We start from the raw sequence: 18,318 nt of genomic DNA, 5'->3' as shown, positions 1-18,318 counted from the left end.
GCAGGCAGACCGCCTGGCCCGGCCTGTGAACCCACCGGAAAATCGTTGAGCAACAGGCCTGCGGGTGCAGCGGTATGCGCGTCTTCGGTATCCGCGACTGAGATGCATACCCTGGGAATGGATTGAAATGCCGCCGAATCCTGCCCTTTCAGATAAAAATCAAACCAAGCCTTAACCAAATCTACGCCAATTAATTGCCCGCAATTCGCCGAGCCTTCCACCTGGTTAGCCAGTGGGTTCATATGACCACCTTCAGTTGTCAGCACCGACACCTGAGCATTGCCACCAGCGGCTTTATTGAAAAACGACCAGTTCCAATACGCTTCGGTCATGTTGAATAACACGTCGCGGTTGCCTTGCAGGAGCAAGGTCGGTATGGGATGTGTAACGAAGGCCTCGCCATTGGATGTGCAGCCGATGTCAGCAGGTGTGCACCAAGGCTCGGACGCAGCTGCCCGCAACTCAAAATGTCGCACATGGCGATTAAATAATTCTATGACTTCGTCTTCACTGAATCCATCAGCGCCCAAAGCAGCAATCAAATCGGCACGCGTTCGTATCGTGTTGGCCTCGAGACTGCTATAGCTCAACAGCTCGCACATACGGGCGACTGCAGGTGTATTAACCACGCCTCCCGTATCGGCGAGCAAACACAGCAAACCATTAAAGGAGTTTTTAACCGCATCACCCGGTAACAAGCTATTGATGAGGCTGTGCCAGGTGCCGTTGGGAACGATCGCGTCTATGCGCTCATCCAGTAGGGCAAGTGGAAATTGAAATCCACCCCCATAACTGTAGCCAATGAGGCCGACAGTGAAATCGCTGGCGATGCCGGAGTTTTCGGTTTCAACCTGCAGGCTGTCTGCATTCGCATAAATCCAGTCCAACAGTGCAATACCATCCTGCGTTTCTGCCTCAGGGTCCATCACGCGCGCATAGCCACCGCCATTGTCTGGAATGGAGTCTCCATGCCCCCGTTGCTCGTAGGAGACACCAACGTAGCCGTGATGAGACAGCCCGGCGAATAGCTCATCAATGGCCGGAAAGTGTTCCTTTTGCGGGTCTACCGCACCGTCATCGTCCGGCGCTGAGTCACGCGAGCCGCTATAACCGTGGCCTTCGATAACCACCGGGAAACGATCTCCTGGGCAACGTTCTGGCAAAAAAACCGACACAAAAAAGGTTGTGGTATCGAGTTCCGTCGCATCATCGGTGCGCGCCTGATCATAGCTATTGGGCAAATTGCTCGTGACCGTGTGCTGCTGGACCTCCATGGGTAGCGGCGAATCGCAGCCTGTACCGATACCAGAATTCTGCACTACGGAAACACTGCCCGAATCATTGCTGCCGCAGGCTGTCATAAGCAGCATCGAGCACAATATAGACAAACAGCCGTACCTAGTCAGCGTTACCATAGTCAACCCTCGTTTACCGAACGATCGGTCCAGATTGCACAGCAACCTGGACCGCCTGTTCCATGATATCAATAATTACAGTATAGTGCACGATTAATTCGACACTCACTACTTTTAACGGAAGCCCCATGCCAGGACCTTCAAAGCAGTTTGATGCCGACAACGTCATATCACTGGCCATGGGCTTATTCGATCGTAATGGATACGAGAAAACTTCTATCAGTGACTTACTCGCGGTGATGAAGATACACCGTTCAAGCTTCTATGCCACGTTCGGTAGCAAGCGTGGACTGTTCATTCGGACACTCTCCGCATACCGTTTTAAGATCTTAACCACTATTAGCGCTGCATTGCTTGATGCTTCCGATGACTATATTGCCAATATTCAAAACTGGCTTGATGTGTTGCTCGACGCACTTCATAGCGGACGTGCTGTAGAATTAGGCGCGAACGCATTTCTAGAAATCGCCGAACGTGATACGGAGGTTCGAAAACTAGCCAATGAGTTCTTCTTTGACTTAGAAAATATCGTTGAAAAAGCTCTCGAATTATCAGGTCGTGACATTCAAATAGGACAGCTAAATCACAAACATTTGGCCAGCCTAATTGCACTACAGGTGCAGTCCACCCTCTTGCTATATAAGTCCGGAGCACCTCTCAGCATGATCGACAATTCAGTCACACTAATTAAGGAATTACTTGAGGCGCGGCATATTACAAACCGCAATTAATTCACTCAATCTGCAATCCGGCATGCACCACGGCAATCCCCCCAAAAAGCAGCTGGAGCGAAAAGTAGAATTTTCTCATAATAGCTTGAAGGAGATTCTGCATGAAAGTACCCCGTTATTCAGATAGCCAAATAATGACCATTCTTAAGCAAGCCGAGACTGACGCCCCGGTACTTGAGGCCTGTCGAGAACACGGCATGAGCTCAGCGAGCTTTTTTACAAATGGAGGGCCAAGTATAGCGGTATGGACACGTCGATGGTCGCCCGCCTCAAGGAGCTTGAAGATGAGAATCGTCGGCTAAAGAAAATGTACACTGAAGAGCGCCTTAAAGCTGAGATCATTCAGGAAGCCATGGCAAAAAAGTGGTGAAGCCGTCTCAGCGTAAAGAGATGGCTCAGCAGGTGGTTGCTAGTCGAGGCGTCAGCATTCGACTGGCTTGCAGCGCATTTCAGGTCAGTGAGCGTTGTTATCGCTATCAGCCTATTATGTCGTCAGAAAATGCAGAGCTTGCGGAATGGCGAATCCAACTAACAGAGCAATATTCTGATTGGGGCTTTGGCCTCTGCTTCGCTTATATCAGGAATGTAAAAGGCTTTGCCTGGAATCATAAACAGGTCTACCGCATTTACTGCGAACTGGCGTTAAATCTTCGAATCGAGCCTATGCGACGACTCACGCGCAACAAGCCGGAACCACTAAAGGAGCCATTACGCCCTGACCAAGTGTGGCCGATGGCTTTTATACATGACCAGCTATTCGACGGCCGCAGCTGTCGGTTATTTAATGTCATTGATGATTACCGCCAACAAGGAATTGCCATTGAAGCTGGCTTTTCACTGCCATCAATCAGGGTTATTCGGGTACTAAATCAACTGTTAGAGAGTGGCGGAAAAAGCCGGCGGTCATTCGCTGTGACAACGGGCCGGAGTTCATCGGCCACGAGTTTACACAGCGGGTATCAGCGCTGGGTATACGTATTGAATATATCCAGCCTGGTAAGCCACAGCAGAATGCATACATTGCGCGAGCCAACCCCACGATACGCTACAGCTGGGTGAGTAAACACCCGCTTGAAAGCTTGGAACAAGTTCAAGAGTATGCAACTTAGTGGCTTTGGTTTTACAACCATGAGCGACCCCATAAAGCCAACAATGGGGAGCCATCAAAAAAACGAGGCTCGCCTACAACACTGTATGACGAAGGCTTACCCCTAGTTCAGCAGCGCTCGCGGAACGCTGATATCCATCGACAACAACATCTGGGCCAATGCCTTTCCTTGGGAATCGATTTGCAATGAAGCGCTACCGCCACCGCCAAGCGCCTCACTCATCAGAAAATTAAAGGCATTAAAACCGGGCAAATTGAAACGCGTAACCTTACCTTTAACATTATGAGCGAAGTAGTCAGCCACAGCTTGCTCACTCAGTTGTTCATACAAATAGGGCAGATACTCGACTTTACGCGCAATCACACCAATATTTGCATAATCACCCTTGTCGCCACTGCGGCCATAAGCAAGCCGCTCTAACGGCACCGTGACGCAATCACTCATATCGGCCCCGATCAGCGCATAACTCGCACCCTTGGCAGGCAAAGACGCCTCCCCGGGATAAGTTTTTTCGCTGATTACGGTGTCATTTAATTGGATGCTAACCACAACTTTGCTTTTATCAAGCAGCCCCGAATGCACTCGTATTAAGGGCGAAGGCTTCACTCTCCCCGCACCAAAACCACTCATACCTGGTGTCGCCGAGGTTGCGAGGTAGGCAAACTCAGCGGCCGCGAAGCCGAGTGCATCGCGACTGTCATGGTGCAGACCGTATTTAGCCATTACCTCGCGGGGCGGCTCACTGCGAGCGTGGGGGCCGTAAGTGTCCTCGGCGCCGATCACTTCTATGCACACTGCACGATAGTCGCCCCAAGCCCTTTCATTAAACACTCTGCGCGTTCGCGCCACCCAGGCATTGAGACTGGCCCTAGCTTTGTCGGCCGCGCGCAAACCACCAATATAAGCCATCCCCATCAAGCGATAACCATCTACCCATGTAGCACAGACCTTGTACGCAGTTCCCGGTGCGCGACCCCGAGCGCCTGACACCTTAAGCTGATTTTCACCAACCTGCTCTAGCCGAACATTGCTAAAATCACAGGCGACGTCTGGCAGTAAATAGTTAGCGGGATCACCAATCTCATATAGGATTTGCTCGCCTACCGAGCCCGACGTAACCAAACCGCCGGTCGCTGGCGGAATAGTGACTATGAAGCTGCCGTCGCTGGCAACATCTGCAATCGGATAACTCATATTAGAAAAGTCCGGTACCAGATGCCAGTCCGTGAAGTTGCCGCCGGTACATTGCGCACCGCACTCCAGCACATGCCCGGCCAGTGCCGCTTGTGCCAAGGCATCATAATCATTCGGTGCCCAGCCAAACTCATGCATCAAGGGCCCAATCACCAATGCGCTATCGACAACTCGGCCAGTCACCACAATATCAGCGCCGGCCGCCAACGCCTCAGCAATGGGTTGCGCGCCGAGATAGGCATTAATACTCGCCAACTTTTCGGGCAACGTGGCGCCAGTATCCAGCTCTACCAATTCCGCAGCCAGCTCATCACGTCGGTCAGCAAGGTCATCGCCAAAAACGCCCGCAATCTTTAAAGACAGGCCCTTAGCGTCACAGAGCTTACGCAGTCCGGCAATGCAACCCGGCACATTGACTCCGCCCGCATTGGCCACAACCTTAATGCCTTTTTCCGCGCAATCTTCAAGAACATCAGCCATCGCCACCGTGACGAAATCCACCGCAAAGCCCATGCGCTCATCACGCTGCTTGGCCTTGGCGAGAATACCCATAGTAACCTCGGCGAGATAATCAAACACCAAGTAATCGATATTGCCTTTCTCAACTAACTGCCGGGCCGACAGCTGACTGTCGCCGTAGAATGCAGACGCACAGCCTATTCGAATTTTTTTATCACTCATGTGTTTTCTCTATCATCGATTTCCGCCAGTAGTTGGCGCGACTTGACCTGCTGCCCCACCTCGCAACTCACCGATTTAACCACACCGGCAAGGGTTGCCTTGAGGCTGTGCTCCATCTTCATTGCCTCGAGCACGACTATAGTTTGCCCGACCGAGACGCTGTCACCCGGCACCACATTAACGGCAATAATGGCGCCATCCATCGACGCTTTTATTTGGCCACTGCCAATGCCGCTAACACCCATCGCAGGCAGATGCGTTTCATCACTGAATTGAAAATGGCCGCTGCCGTCGTCAATAAAAAGATTGTCCCCCTGAAAAACAAAGCGGACAGTCTCTCTCACCCCGTCGCGCTCTACCACGCAGTGAGTACCCTGAAACTCTACCAAGCGAATGCTCAGTGTGTTCTCCGCGACGTTAACAGTGAAAACACCACTGTCTTCGCTCAAAGCCAGCCGATAGCACTCACCTTCGCAGCGAAATTTGTAGACATAGCTTTTGGGGGTACTGCGGCGCCATTCGCGACCGCCCACATTTTTAGTGACACCGCGCTTAAAATACACTAGCGCAGCCTGCGCCAGAGTCAGCGCCGAGGGCTGCTTAACATTCATACTGATGTCATTGGAAAAATGCTCTTCGATAAAGGCCGTGGTAGCTTCGCCAGCAACAAATTCTGGGTGTCGCAAAATATTTTGCAGAAAAAATTTATTATTATTCAAACCCAGTAGCATAGCATCTTGAACCCCACTAGCTAGCCGTCGCAAAGCGTCGCTGCGATTCTCACCCCAGGCAATAAACTTGGCGAGCATCGGGTCGTAATAAGGACTGACTACCTGCCCCTGCCTAATACCGTGATCAATACGGATGCCCTCGCGCTCAGGCAACTGCCACTGCAGCACCACGCCGGTTTGCGGCATAAACTGATTACGCGGATCTTCTGCATACAGACGCACTTCAACGGCGTGCCCTCTGAGCTGGATTTCAGACTGTGCCAATGGTAACGGCTGCCCGTCGGCGACTCGCAATTGCCAGGCCACCAGATCTTGTCCTGTGACTAATTCGGTAACGGGGTGTTCAACCTGTAGGCGCGTATTCATTTCTAGAAAATAAAAATTACGTTCACTATCAACCAAAAATTCAACCGTACCCGCACCCCGATAATCACAGGCTTTTGCCGCTTCGACCGCCGCCGTACCCATGCGCTGCCGCAAGTTTTCATCAACGAATGGCGACGGCGCTTCTTCAACGACTTTCTGGTGACGGCGCTGAATAGAACAATCGCGCTCCCCGAGATACACGCAGTTACCGTAATTGTCTGCAAAGACTTGAATTTCGATATGGCGTGCCCGAATGACGGCGCGCTCAAGGATCAGCTCGTCACTGCCAAAGGCCGTCAGCGCCTCCGAGCGTGCCATTTTAATCTGTTCCGGCAAACCTTCCGCATTGTGCACCAGACGCATGCCACGTCCACCACCGCCTGCAGAAGCTTTAACCATCAAGGGATAACCAATCTTCCCAGCTTCTTTAATTAACGTAACTTCGTCCTGATCCGCCCCTTCATAGCCAGGCACACAGGGTACGCCAGCTTTCAGCATGGCAATTTTCGACAGCCGCTTACTACCCATCAACTCAATGGCATTAGCACTAGGCCCGATAAAGGTGATACCGACCGCCGCACATTGACGCGCAAAGCCCGCATTTTCCGATAAAAAACCATAACCGGGGTGAATGGCATCGGCACCGCAACGCTGCGCCGCCTCCAATATTTTGTCGGCGCGCAAGTACGACTCCGACGGGGGCGCAGCGCCTATACACACCGCTTGATCGGCCATACTGACATGCAAAGCATCTGAATCGGCGTCACTGAATACCGCAACGGTGCGATAGCCCAGTTCACGTGCAGTGCGAATAACCCGAACTGCAATCTCGCCACGATTAGCGATCAATATTTTTTGAAGGTTTGCCATAACTAATCTCTAATAATTTAGAACTGTGCCAACTTATGCTATTTGACGGACCAGTTGGGTTTACGCTTTTCAATAAATGCACGCGTACCCTCTTGCCCCTCCGGCCCGCGCAGTGCCACTGAAAACATATCCGAGGCTTTATCTAAAAGATTTTCCAAATCACCCTTTCCCACTTGAAGCATCAGCTCTTTGGTTTGTGCATTGGCTTCGGGCGCGCAACGTTTTACACCGGTGATCACCGACGCAAGCTGCGTACTCAGCGCCTCCTCACCCTTAGTAACAAAATGCACCAACCCCATCTCCTGCGCGGCATCTCCTTTTATTCTTTCGCCGGTTAGCGCCAAACGCCGAGCCTGAGTGAGGCCAACACGCATAACAACAAAGGGCGCAATTTGCGCAGGGATAATGCCCAACCCGGTTTCTGGCATCGCCAAGGTGGCACCCACATCAGCAATGGCGATATCGGATATACAGGCAAGACCAAAACCGCCGCCAAGCACGGCACCTTCCAACACACAAATCACCACCTGCGGCGCATGATTCACTTTGGTGATCATATGACCAAAACTGCGATTAAAATTCCAAGCCGCCTGCTCGGCGTTAATCGGCTGACCGTCGATATCAGTTTTTCTATCGTTCATGCCCGAGATATCGCCACCGGCGCAGAAGTTGCCTTCTGCGCCACGCAATACAACCGCACGGACACCGCGCTCTTTTTCAATGGCGGTGAATACGGCCATCATTTCGTCAACGAGCCGGCTGTTCATTGCATTGCGTTTATGCGGACGATTGAGCGTAATATGCAGTACGCCGTCTTCCAGTTTCAGCAGTAATTCTTGGCAATCGGGTAGCGTCATCTCTCTAAGTCCTTGTGTTTTTTCCTTCTGATCCTGCTTTCTGCAACAAGCGGCAGTTTAAAGCCGTGCAACGCCAAAACTGGTGGGACTGAGACTGCGAGCATCACCCTCTTTACAAACGGCCAACACAAAGGCCACCACGGCGCGGGTATCGCGCGGGTCGATCATGCCGTCATCCCACATACGCGCGGTGTTGGCCAATGCATGGGATTTAGCAGCCATGGTCTCTACCGTATCTTGTTCCAGTACATCCAGAAGTTCTTCATTTACTTGACCGGCACGCTTCATCTTCGCCATGGCCACTTGGCGCAAAACGCTACCGGCTTGTGCCGGCCCCATTACCGACACCACAGTTCGCGGCCAGGCAAACATAAAGCGTGGCTCCATACCCCTACCGCACATGGCGTAGTTACCGGCACCGTAGGAACCGCCAACCACAATACTGATACGTGGCACTTTGGCATTGGTAACTGCCTGAATCAGTTTTGAACCGTGTTTGATAATGCCCGCCTGCTCTGCTTCGGTACCGACAATGAAGCCGGTGGTGTTATGCAAGAAGAGCAGGGGCACCCTCGACTGCTCACACAACTGAATAAACTGACCGGCCTTGGCTGCCCCCTTTGCCGTGATTGGGCCGTTATTGCCAATAACGCCACAAGCCAAACCCTCAATGCGCATGTGACCGCAAATCGTGCCAACATCAAAATCGGGTTTAAACTCTAGAAAATCTGAGCCGTCAGCAATGCGAGCGATTATCTCGCGTACATCGTAAGGCGTTTTAAGCGCTTCCGGCACAATACCTAACAGCTCCTCACTCGAATACAACGGCTCGCTGTAGGCTGCGACTTTGACTTCTGGGGCATGACGACCCCAGTCCAGCTTGCCCACAATTTCACGGGCAATGCGAATACCATCGGCATCGTTTTCTGCCAGATAATCTGCGGTACCCGCCAGCTCCGCGTGCATTTCGGCACCGCCAATGGCTTCATCGCTCGCGACTTCACCGGTGGCTGCTTTAAGTAAAGCCGGACCAGCCAGATACACCGTCGACTGCTTGCGTATCATAATGACGTAGTCAGACAAGCCCGGCTGATAGGCACCGCCCGCCGTCGCGCTACCGTGCACCACTGTAATTTGGGGAATCCCGGCAGCCGACAATCTGGCCTGAATGGCAAAGCCCGAACCAGAGGGACCAAAAAAATCACCCAGCAATTTCAAGTTGCCACCACCACTTTGCGCGAGCGTTACCACTGGCAGCTTATTTTCCTTGGCGATACCTAGCATACGTTGGCGCTTGCTACCGCCCAGCGGAGTAATGGTACCGCCTTTTGTTAGGTAGTCGTCTACTAGCACCATGCAGCGGACACCTGCGATATAACCGATACCAGTTATGCAACTTCCGCCAGCGCCAGAACCGTCAGTATCTTCTTCCTGCATATACCCGCAGAGCGTGGCCATTTCCAAAAAAGGCGAACCCGCATCCAATAGCGTACTCAAGCGCTCGCGCGGCGGAATCAAGCCACGCTCCCGATAACGCGACTCTTTTGCCGCCGCCGTCGCGATCACGCGCTGCTCGATTTCCCTAAATTCCTGAACAGCAGCGCCCATTACGTCGGCATTGCGTTTGAAGCTGACCGAATGCGCGTCAATTTGTGTTTCTATCACTGCCATGGCTTATTCCCATCAATATACTTTCTGCGGTGAGCTGTAGTTTGTTCCTTGAAGCAATGCCTTACTTCTTGCGGTCCGGTAGCGTGCCCATCATTTTGCAAATAATACTCAGCATCACTTCATCCGCGCCGCCGCCAATAGAGGTGAGGCGAGTATCTCGGTAGGCGCGGGCAATAGGGTTATCCCACATAAAGCCCATACCGCCCCAATATTGCAGACAGGCATCGCTCACTTCCCGTTGCAAGCGACCTACCTTCAACTTGGCCATTGAGGCTTTAATGGTGACGTCCGTGCCATCGATATAGCCTTCAACAGCATCATAGATAAGCGCCCGCAGCGCTTCTATTTCGGTTTGCAATTCCGCCATGCGAAAATGCACCACTTGATTATCGAGTACGGATTGACCAAATATTTTTCGTTCACGCGTATATTCAATAGTCTGTTGAATGCACATTTCCATGCCTTTAATACCGCCAGCTGCAGCAAACAAACGCTCCTCCTGAAACTGCAGCATTTGGTAAATGAACCCCTTTCCCTCTTCGCCAATAAGGTTGCGCTGGGGCACGCGCACGTCGTCGAAAAAGATCTGCGCGGTATCAGATGAACGCATACCGAGCTTATCGAGGCGTTCAGAAAATGAAATTCCTGGCGTATTGGTTGGCACCACTATCAGCGATTTGTTCGCGTGAGGTTTACCCTCGCTAGTATTGGCAAGCAGACACAAAAAATCAGCCTGAGTGGAATTGGTTATCCACATTTTAGAGCCATTAATGATGTAGTCGGCGCCATCCTTTTTTGCCGTCGTCTTAATCGCAGCCACATCAGAACCTGCATGAGGCTCACTGACGGCGATAGAGAACACAGCATCGCCTGCAATCGCCGGCACCAGAAATTCTTTGCGCAGTTCATCGCTTCCAAACTTCGCAAGGGCAGGCGTTGCCATATCAGTTTGCACTCCAATGCCCATAGAGACACCGCCGCTATTGATCAGGCCTAATTGCTCCGAAAATGCAATTTGATAGCTGTAATCCATGCCCAAGCCACCAAACGCTACCGGCTTGGCAATACCCAGCAGGCCGAGATCACCCATTTTTTTAAACACTTCTTTCGCTGGAAAAATACCCGCCTTTTCCCAGTCTTCGACATAAGGATTAACTTCTTTTTCAATAAACTGGGCGGTAGTGTTACGGATAGCGTGGTGTTCGTCGGTAAATCGCATCGGGCTTACTCCTATTATCTGTTTTGTTCGTCAACGGACAAAGACCTTGTCAAATTAATTCGGGCGCATCCTCAAAAGGATATTTCACCGCCCTGAACAGACTTTTGTCAGCGGCAAGCGGCTCTATTTTCTGGAAGGCAGGTCGCGCTTTTAATCGATGCCAGTACTCTGCCACTACCGGCTCAAAAAATTGATCCAAGCCAAGCCCTTCTGCCAAATACAATGCATAGCCAATGGTAATATCCGCTACCGTAAAACGCTCATCGCACAAAAACTCGCGACCGGGCAAGTGCGCATTCAAACGTTTCAAGCGCGCAATAAACCACTTTCTATAATCTTCCACCGCCTGCGGCAGACGCTTGTCTTTAGCTTCTAGCTGCGAATACCGCAAAACGATGGTCTGCGGGAAAGTTAACGTGGCGTCGCTGTGAAATAGCCAGTTGAGATAATCGCCGTATTCAGGGTGATCACTTTGCAAGCCGAAATCATAGCGCGCATAACGCTCGACAAGGTAAAGGCAAATCCCACTGGATTCCGTCATCTCAACTTGGCCGTCAGTGAAGAACGGCACGGTTCCCAATGAATTGGTTTGCAGGTAATCGCGATCAAAAATACGCGGTGGAAATGGTAGCCCGACCAACTCATAGTCGATTGCCATTTCTTCAAGTGCCCACAGTGGGCGCAATGAACGGGTGCTGTAGCTGTGCCACAGTTTCAGCTTAGATGTGCTCATTTAGGTTCCTGATAAGGGATGCTGGCTTATAACTGATACTGACGCGCCGCGAGGTCGCGCATAATTTCCTCACTGCCGCCGCCAATTGCATTGACGCGCACTTCACGATAAAAACGCTCCACGCGGTTGCCACGCAAATAGCTGGCACCACCGAGTATCTGACTGGCTTCGCGGGCGCAGAACTCCATAGTTTCACTCGCTTGTACTTTAGCCATTGCCAGATCACCAGGATGTAAGCGATCCTCTATGTAAGCCTGGGTAATATATTGCAGGTACGTTTGAGTGGCATTTATTCTCTGCTTCATCGCTGCAATCTTGTGCCGAATAACCTGGTGGTCGGCTAAGCGCTTTCCAAAGGTTTTTCGCTGCTGCGCCCACGTCACAGCATCTTCTAAACAGGCTCGCGATGCTGCTTCCATAGTCACCACTAAACTGATTCGCTCGGGGTTGAAATTACTCATGATTACGCGAAAACCCTGGCCCTCTTCACCCATGAGATGGTCTACAGGTACACGCACTTCATCAAAGTAAATGGTTCCCGTATCGGCGCACCACCAACCCTGCTTTCGATCTAAAGGGGTACGCGCCACACCAGGCAAGTCGGTTGGGATTAGCAGCATTGAGACGCCCCCTGCACCTTCACCGCCGGTTCGCACGGCAGTGCTTACCCAGTCCGCACCCATCACTCCAGATATAAAGGTTTTACTGCCGTTAACAATATAGTAATCCCCCTCGCGTCTGGCCGTCGTTGTAATATTAGCCACATCTGACCCCCCCGAGGGCTCAGTGATCCCTAACGATATACGTTTAATCCCGGCTAATACCGGTGGTGCTACTGCCTTTTTTATATGCTCCTGAGCAAAACCAATCACTGGAGGTAATCCAATTCCGTGAATCAGTAAATTACTCATCAGACCGCCAGCTGAACCAGCGCGAGTAACCTCCTCATTGGTAATGTTCACGTACCAGTGATCCATACCTTCGGACAAACCGCCGTACGCTTCCGGATACTGCAATTGTAACAAACCGATCTCTGCTGCTTTGGGCCACAACTCATCGGGCACCTTACCGGCTTCTTCCCAATCATCAAGAAAGGGAACGACCTCAGCCTCTAGAAATTTGCGTAATTGGGTGCGCCACTCCTCATGACCTGACGTCAAATAAGGGTTGTGCAGGCGTGCACTGTCGAAACTCAGTGACATAGCTTTCTCCAAAACATGGCCATTAATCTGCCAACAAGCCTTCGCTTTTGCCAGTCTCGGCACAGCGCGTAATCTACGTGATACAACAGTGTAGTGACTGTGCAGCTTCGCGCTTGGGAATTAGTGCCAGAGAAAAAGGTAATTGGCGCCAGTTAACGCTTGCGAAAATCACGGGGCGAGACACCGCTTTTCGCTTTAAACACCTTGGAGAAGGAGCCGTGGTCGGCATAGCCCAAGAGGAAGGCAATATCAGTAATACTAAGACGCTCATCACTCAAGTACTGCAGGGCCAGCTCGTGCCTTAAATCCTGAAGTACCCGGCCAAACTGGGTTCCCCGCTCTGCCAGCCGCCTCTGGAGGCTGCGCCGGGAAATATTTTGCACCTCCGCTACCTTGTCTATAGTGACCCCCCCGGCGGGCAACAAGCGGATCAGCGAGGAGCGCAACTCACGTAAAACCGGATCAGCCTCACCCTTAAACAGGTGCTGTATTGACCGACTGATCGCCTGGCTCCAATCAGAATCCAGCTGGATCAGGGGATAGCTCAGGCAATTTCGGTCAAAGTAAAGGCAGCTTACCGGCTGGTCAAAATGCAGGTCATCACCAAATACTTGTTCCAGCAACCTGGTATCGGCGGGCTGCGGGTAGCTAAAATGGGCCTTTAACACAGGAATAGGCCGAACGCACAGCGAATCGACAATCATCGCCGAGGTGGTCAGCAGTTCATCAGACTGGAAACGCCAACGCGCAGAAGGGGGCGACAAGGGCACCCAATCCAAACGAATCAATTCGCCTTCGCGACGAATAAGCACCTCGCCAATATCACCGGCAAATTGGAGGACGCTGGGCATCAAATTGAGGTAGTCGCGAAAGGTGTCGCACACACCACAAGTATAGAGCTGTAGGTTTATTCGACTGATATAACCAATACGCCCAGCAAAGATCCCAATATCGTCACTCGTACAAGCAGCCGCAAGCTGATAAAAATCATACAACGCTGAAACCGGGTGTCGCGTTTCTGCTTCGGTCAGCAAGGCCGAATTAACACCCACCTGCGCCAACAGTTTCATAACCGGCGCACCCAATGCCTGCGCAGCCTGAACCACACTGTTGATGCTGGTGCTGTACACTGTCCAGTTCGGGTTGGGTGACACAGCCGCTGATTGCTTGGGCAAAGAACTCATATTTACGATTTATTAATTAGTTCATAACAGTTTACTACAGAACAGACGCGCGCGTACGCAGGGCTAGCTACGCTCTATTAAGATAGAGCTGCCGATGACTTTGCCGCAGTTTACTGGCGATCGATTATCTTTATCATGAAAAAACCACCATACAAACCCTCATCACAGACCTTCGTAAGACCTAACGAATCGCCAAGCTAGCCCTGGGAAATATCTACGAAAATACCAAATCAATTTGGTCACAGGCCCAGGGAACACCCAAAATTTTTCATTAATTAATGCCCTATCAATCTTGTCTATAACAGACTCTGGAGAAATAGCTGGTAGCATGCCAAATAACTTTGGCCATACCGTTTCTCTAGCCTGATTCAGCAACGGAGTTTGTACCGGCGGAGGACACACACACGCGAATTTTACACCGCAATTTTTATTCTCTTGATATAAAACCTCTGTAAATGCAATTACAGCAAATTTTGAGGCGTTATACGCCCCGACATAAAATACAGGAAGATGACCGGCTAGCGAAGCAAAACTTACAAATTCCCCACTTTTACGCTCCAGCATACCAGGCAGTGTTGCTTGAGCCACGTTTACAAGACCACCATAGTTAATATCCATTATTTTTTTAATCAAACCTACATCCTGATTGAGTATTTTCGATAAAGGCATAATTCCTGCTGCATTTACCACCCGGTTGATCGGACCCAACTCAGACTCCACCTGCCGGGCGGCCGCCTTCACAGCATTAAAATCAGTAATATCAACATTTAGACGTAGTATTTTTTGACTATCTGGAAGCAGATCTAGCCCGACTTGATTGACATCTATTGCCGCAACCATCCAGCCGCTCCGCATCATTTTCAACGCATAATGCTGGCCCATCCCACTTCCCGCGCCCGTTATAAATGCAACCTTAACCCCCATGCTTCCACCCCTTTTCATTTCGACTTATTACTGGATATTTAATGGCTGTTTATTATTTGCTATTATTACGTTATGAAATTATTATGAGGCATCATTCATATTTTAAAAACTCGCTTTTTAAAATTACTATTCCCGATAATAAAATGAATACTATGCCATTGAAACGGAAGCCAAAACAAGCCAGGGCAGAAGTCACTCGCAGTATAATTATAGAGTCAGCAGCTCAGATTTTACTAAAAAGGGATTACGCTTCAAGCACAACAAATCGAATAGCAGAGCGGGCAGGCGTAAGCGTAGGAAGCATCTATCAATATTTTAGCAATAAGAATGATATTTATGAGTCAACACTGGACTATTATCTTTCGAAATTGGCCGCGGGAGTTATCTCCATGGATGTTAGCGTTAACCTATCTATTTCTGAAACATTTGAAATTATTGTAACCAAAGTTTACGGCGAATGGCCTGAAGGACCGGAACTTTTAAGGAAATTAAGGCAATCCCCCGACCCCCATTTCCACGACAAAATATTAGACTTAAAACGCACAATAGTAAGTTACTTTTCATCTCTAGTTAAAGGTAGGGATGAAATTTCACACTTAGAATCTAAAGACCTCAATATTTCATTAAACATCTGCATGGACTCAATTGAAGGGATATTTCTTAACGCATCGCCCGATATCTCCCCCGCCCGCCTTGCAAAAGAAATATCATTGATTTGCTCTCGATATCTAACAGCTCAGGGTGATGAATAAGCAGCTATTCTAACCAGCACTACACCCTACTTGCTAACACTCTTAGTTTTCCTAAAATGCTCTATACAAAGAAATCGGCGTATCGATAGCTACATGACGTCGTACATCAAGCGTGCTTCATTAAAGCCCACAGGATCACCAACGCGCTTACCCAGAAAACTTAAAACGATTGCATCGCCCCGCCGAGATCACAGCGAGACACAAACATCTTTATTTTCTTTCCACTGCTGCACCGCTAACGCCCATATGAGTTCCAGCGGATTAATATCAGTAGGCTATCATTAGATGGCTTCCCCCTTAAGGGCGCCATCAGGCCACGCTTATCAAAAAGGTTAATCTGCAGCAACCGTATTATCTACCGCATACCTCTTGCCGGTCATGGCTGGCACGCGAGAAACTCAATGCACAGGCAAACGCACGTGACTATCCATAGATGTGTCATTACCAAACTCTCTCTCGCACCTACAAATTATTTTCAGACTTTGTTTCAAGAGGAGCAACTGGACTTTCCGCCGAGCTTTTTAGTTATAAATGTCGGCCATCATCTTAGCGCCCTGTTCGAAATTCTCCTCAAAAAACATAGTGTTTTCCAGCCTCCGCCTCCTTATAACTTACCCGCCGCAATTGATTCGAACACTTTTTGAAGACTTGGGGGCGGTGAATTCTCTCGCTTGATCACAGGCTAAGACTTTGTTTCTCAACACTGATCGACGCATCAATAATACGGCATTTTAGATTGCGCTTAAGCTAGGTAACCAAGAAAAATGCTCTCCCGTCAACTGCCTGCAAAAATATTAATCATTGCACTCTTTCTAAATGACACCCATGCTGCAAATTTAGGGAAATCGAACGTACGACCCAGAATTACTTCATGCGCCCCCGTAATGAACACAAACTCCGGTAAATAACCAACGTGATTCTAGCCGATGTGCAACGTAGCTGCCCTTCGTAGTGCAAAATTTAGCCCCAGGAAACGCAGGTAAGCGCTTTACAAACAGCGCTTCGTTCAAGGCAATAGGGGTTTTTCTTCATTGGTGCGCGACAGGCTAGATCGCGACGGCTTGGCGCAGCCCAAGTGGTAAAGTCGATGCATTTTCACCGGCATATTATCGACGATGTCACGCAAGCTATTCCTCCAAGGCACCTGAACAGTTCACCTATTTTGAATTTAGCCGGGTCGATCACAACTCCGGCCTAACAGCTTCCTCTTCAAAGCTTTCGTTTGACTTGTTTGCGCCAACCTCAAATATCGCCGGATAATATCGCCGATACACAGCGATCATCTCATCAAATGGCAGGTCGTAGTAAGCCCCATGGTCCTTAATATATTCCATATGCTGGCGGCCTTCGCGGTCAAACGCATGGAAAATCGAATCTTCTACCCCATTAAATTCTAATGGACGGATCCCGAATTTCTCACACAGAGATAAATTAAATGCCGGTGTGGCCTTAACCCATTGGTCATTGAGCCAAGCCTCAGCATAACCGTGATGGTAAAACATATCTGTCCCCATTAGCATACGTAAGCGCGGAGTAGTGAGGTGATTCTTTACGTCAGCAAAACCTATGCGGGCCGGAATCCCAGAAGCTCTGAGGACGGCGGCGTACAGCACCGCCTTTCCGACACAATGCCCCTTGCCAGACTGCAATACTGCGCTTGCTTGGAATGACACAGGATCCGGCCGAATACAATAAGGGTCGTATATTACCTGATCGCGAACCGCCAAATATAATGCAGACGCAATGCTATTGGGGTTATCGTCGTCCCCCTGATTTGTTCTTGCAAAATGTTGAATGGCTGGACTTTCAGAATTTATGAAATATCCCGGCATCATTGCTTTTGTTAAAGATTCTGTATTCATAATACACCCCGTGGAATTTGTATAAAATAATTCTTAATATCTAAGCTATCATATAAGCGTAACTAAGTTAAGAACGGTCTGCAGAACACGCTGTGGTTTCGAAAAACATGAATTTTCACGCTCATTAAGCTGTGAAAAACAACATTTCGCCTTTCGTTTTGATGCTATAAGCGGAGTTTTTGCTGCTTGCAGGCGCACCCCTCCCTAGAAGGGGCGGCGCTTTTCATGGTAGCCGTCGCCTCAGATTAATTTATGCCGCTTTGTCATCCTCGCGGACTGCCTCTGGCTTTTGCAAGTTTCTAATATGAGCGCTCCAACGCAATGGGTTCTCTGGCCCAGCTTGTTCGTACACCTGCTTTCGACGAGCCAGTATTTAGACGTCTTCTCCTGCATGACCCTGGACTGGCGCAACAAACTTAATGGCGCTGCCGATGTTCGTTGCTTTACCTCTGGACAAAGCCGTGTACCCAAACCCGCGCAGCGTGTATGCCTGCAAACGGGTGTGCGGGACAGCTGGAGCGATATTTTAAGGTGCGAAACAGGGGGATTAGAATACCGGTTGTTATTACTCACCGATGGCCGACTACACGACGGCCTGATCCCCAGCTACTGCAATGTTGCGAGCATCGTCGCCTCTTTCACTGGGCGAATAGAGTGTAACTCGATGACAGTGGCGGGACTCTCGCAGATCGTGCTTTCGGCCGGTAAGCGAACGGATAAACAAAAAACACCGAAGCGGCGCATGGATTCTATTTCGTGTAAGGCACCATCCATTGTGGGGTCGCTGAGCTTATTGAACAATTGTAGGCAGTGTGCG

The 18,318-nt window shown here is 50.0% G+C and carries 14 protein-coding genes and 2 pseudogenes; 3 read left to right on the top strand and 13 right to left on the bottom strand.

The genetic code is table 11. The features are described 5' to 3' along the window. Positions 1-1,388 (bottom strand): CocE/NonD family hydrolase (locus ABYP33_RS12210; protein ID WP_373091268.1); only part of this gene is annotated, 1,388 nt, incomplete at its 3' end. 155 nt (positions 1,389-1,543) lie between these two features. On the opposite strand from ABYP33_RS12210, the gene ABYP33_RS12205 reads away from it, so the two are divergent. Both ABYP33_RS12205 and ABYP33_RS12200 read left to right on the top strand, forming a co-directional pair. Then, a complete protein-coding gene (locus ABYP33_RS12205; protein WP_373091267.1) occupies positions 1,544-2,146 on the top strand; it encodes a TetR/AcrR family transcriptional regulator in 603 nt (200 codons plus the stop codon). A 101-nt stretch (positions 2,147-2,247) separates the two neighbouring features. After that, positions 2,248-3,252 (top strand): annotated as a pseudogene (locus ABYP33_RS12200) (IS3 family transposase); the annotation flags it as partial. A 105-nt stretch (positions 3,253-3,357) separates the two neighbouring features. Here the strand turns inward: ABYP33_RS12200 and ABYP33_RS12195 are convergent. The 9 genes from ABYP33_RS12195 to ABYP33_RS12155 form a co-directional block, all read right to left on the bottom strand. Then, entirely contained in the window at positions 3,358-5,130 is a 1,773-nt protein-coding gene (locus tag ABYP33_RS12195) for an acyclic terpene utilization AtuA family protein (protein ID WP_373091266.1), read from the bottom strand. Continuing rightward, on the bottom strand, positions 5,127-7,097 hold the full coding sequence (locus ABYP33_RS12190) for an acetyl-CoA carboxylase biotin carboxylase subunit (RefSeq protein WP_373091264.1): 1,971 nt from the start codon (positions 7,095-7,097) through the stop codon (positions 5,127-5,129). Before ABYP33_RS12190 ends, ABYP33_RS12195 begins: the two co-directional genes overlap by 4 nt. A gap of 38 nt (positions 7,098-7,135) precedes the next feature. Next, on the bottom strand, positions 7,136-7,954 hold the full coding sequence (locus tag ABYP33_RS12185; protein ID WP_373091262.1) for an enoyl-CoA hydratase/isomerase family protein: 819 nt from the start codon (positions 7,952-7,954) through the stop codon (positions 7,136-7,138). 57 nt (positions 7,955-8,011) lie between these two features. After that, on the bottom strand, positions 8,012-9,625 hold the full coding sequence (locus ABYP33_RS12180) for an acyl-CoA carboxylase subunit beta (protein ID WP_373091260.1): 1,614 nt from the start codon (positions 9,623-9,625) through the stop codon (positions 8,012-8,014). A gap of 61 nt (positions 9,626-9,686) precedes the next feature. Next, positions 9,687-10,844: an acyl-CoA dehydrogenase family protein gene (locus tag ABYP33_RS12175; RefSeq protein ID WP_373091258.1), complete on the bottom strand. Its 1,158-nt coding sequence runs from the start codon at positions 10,842-10,844 to the stop codon at positions 9,687-9,689. Positions 10,845-10,893: 49 nt separating this feature from the next. After that, on the bottom strand, positions 10,894-11,577 hold the full coding sequence (locus ABYP33_RS12170) for a glutathione S-transferase family protein (protein WP_373091257.1): 684 nt from the start codon (positions 11,575-11,577) through the stop codon (positions 10,894-10,896). 26 nt (positions 11,578-11,603) lie between these two features. Continuing rightward, positions 11,604-12,779: an acyl-CoA dehydrogenase family protein gene (locus ABYP33_RS12165; RefSeq protein WP_373091256.1), complete on the bottom strand. Its 1,176-nt coding sequence runs from the start codon at positions 12,777-12,779 to the stop codon at positions 11,604-11,606. Between the two features lie 152 nt (positions 12,780-12,931). Further along, positions 12,932-13,954 carry a helix-turn-helix domain-containing protein gene (locus ABYP33_RS12160; RefSeq protein ID WP_373091255.1) on the bottom strand — a complete coding sequence of 341 codons (1,023 nt, stop codon included), beginning with the start codon at positions 13,952-13,954 and terminating at the stop codon, positions 12,932-12,934. A 171-nt stretch (positions 13,955-14,125) separates the two neighbouring features. Then, the gene (locus ABYP33_RS12155) at positions 14,126-14,887 is read right to left on the bottom strand and encodes an SDR family NAD(P)-dependent oxidoreductase (RefSeq protein ID WP_373091254.1); all 762 of its coding nucleotides are present in this window, start codon (positions 14,885-14,887) and stop codon (positions 14,126-14,128) included. Between the two features lie 41 nt (positions 14,888-14,928). Between ABYP33_RS12155 and ABYP33_RS12150 the strand changes: the two genes are divergently transcribed. Next, a complete protein-coding gene (locus ABYP33_RS12150) occupies positions 14,929-15,639 on the top strand; it encodes a TetR/AcrR family transcriptional regulator (RefSeq protein WP_373091252.1) in 711 nt (236 codons plus the stop codon). Between the two features lie 1,006 nt (positions 15,640-16,645). On the opposite strand, the gene ABYP33_RS12145 is transcribed toward ABYP33_RS12150, so the two are convergent. The 3 genes and pseudogenes from ABYP33_RS12145 to ABYP33_RS12135 form a co-directional block, all read right to left on the bottom strand. After that, complete coding sequence (locus tag ABYP33_RS12145) at positions 16,646-16,783, bottom strand: DUF4372 domain-containing protein (RefSeq protein ID WP_373091251.1); 138 nt, start codon at positions 16,781-16,783, stop codon at positions 16,646-16,648. A gap of 37 nt (positions 16,784-16,820) precedes the next feature. Continuing rightward, positions 16,821-17,501, bottom strand: a complete 681-nt coding sequence (locus ABYP33_RS12140) for a transglutaminase family protein (protein WP_373091250.1) — start codon at positions 17,499-17,501, stop codon at positions 16,821-16,823. 606 nt (positions 17,502-18,107) lie between these two features. Then, positions 18,108-18,318: pseudogene (locus ABYP33_RS12135) on the bottom strand (hypothetical protein); the annotation flags it as partial.

The organism is Zhongshania sp., from assembly GCF_041584495.1.
In the GTDB taxonomy this organism is placed as follows: Bacteria; Pseudomonadota; Gammaproteobacteria; order Pseudomonadales; family Spongiibacteraceae; genus Spongiibacter.
This window is presented reverse-complemented; position numbering and strand designations above follow the sequence as displayed.

What these genes read in the sequence shown, in the direction of transcription:
- ABYP33_RS12205 (WP_373091267.1), top strand. Translation starts at nt 1,544, where the DNA reads ATGCCAGGACCTTCAAAGCAGTTTGATGCCGACAACGTCATATCACTG.
- ABYP33_RS12195 (WP_373091266.1), bottom strand. Translation starts at nt 5,130, where the DNA reads ATGAGTGATAAAAAAATTCGAATAGGCTGTGCGTCTGCATTCTACGGC.
- ABYP33_RS12190 (WP_373091264.1), bottom strand. Translation starts at nt 7,097, where the DNA reads ATGGCAAACCTTCAAAAAATATTGATCGCTAATCGTGGCGAGATTGCA.
- ABYP33_RS12185 (WP_373091262.1), bottom strand. Translation starts at nt 7,954, where the DNA reads ATGACGCTACCCGATTGCCAAGAATTACTGCTGAAACTGGAAGACGGC.
- ABYP33_RS12180 (WP_373091260.1), bottom strand. Translation starts at nt 9,625, where the DNA reads ATGGCAGTGATAGAAACACAAATTGACGCGCATTCGGTCAGCTTCAAA.
- ABYP33_RS12175 (WP_373091258.1), bottom strand. Translation starts at nt 10,844, where the DNA reads ATGCGATTTACCGACGAACACCACGCTATCCGTAACACTACCGCCCAG.
- ABYP33_RS12170 (WP_373091257.1), bottom strand. Translation starts at nt 11,577, where the DNA reads ATGAGCACATCTAAGCTGAAACTGTGGCACAGCTACAGCACCCGTTCA.
- ABYP33_RS12165 (WP_373091256.1), bottom strand. Translation starts at nt 12,779, where the DNA reads ATGTCACTGAGTTTCGACAGTGCACGCCTGCACAACCCTTATTTGACG.
- ABYP33_RS12155 (WP_373091254.1), bottom strand. Translation starts at nt 14,887, where the DNA reads ATGGGGGTTAAGGTTGCATTTATAACGGGCGCGGGAAGTGGGATGGGC.
- ABYP33_RS12150 (WP_373091252.1), top strand. Translation starts at nt 14,929, where the DNA reads ATGGCTGTTTATTATTTGCTATTATTACGTTATGAAATTATTATGAGG.
- ABYP33_RS12140 (WP_373091250.1), bottom strand. Translation starts at nt 17,501, where the DNA reads ATGAATACAGAATCTTTAACAAAAGCAATGATGCCGGGATATTTCATA.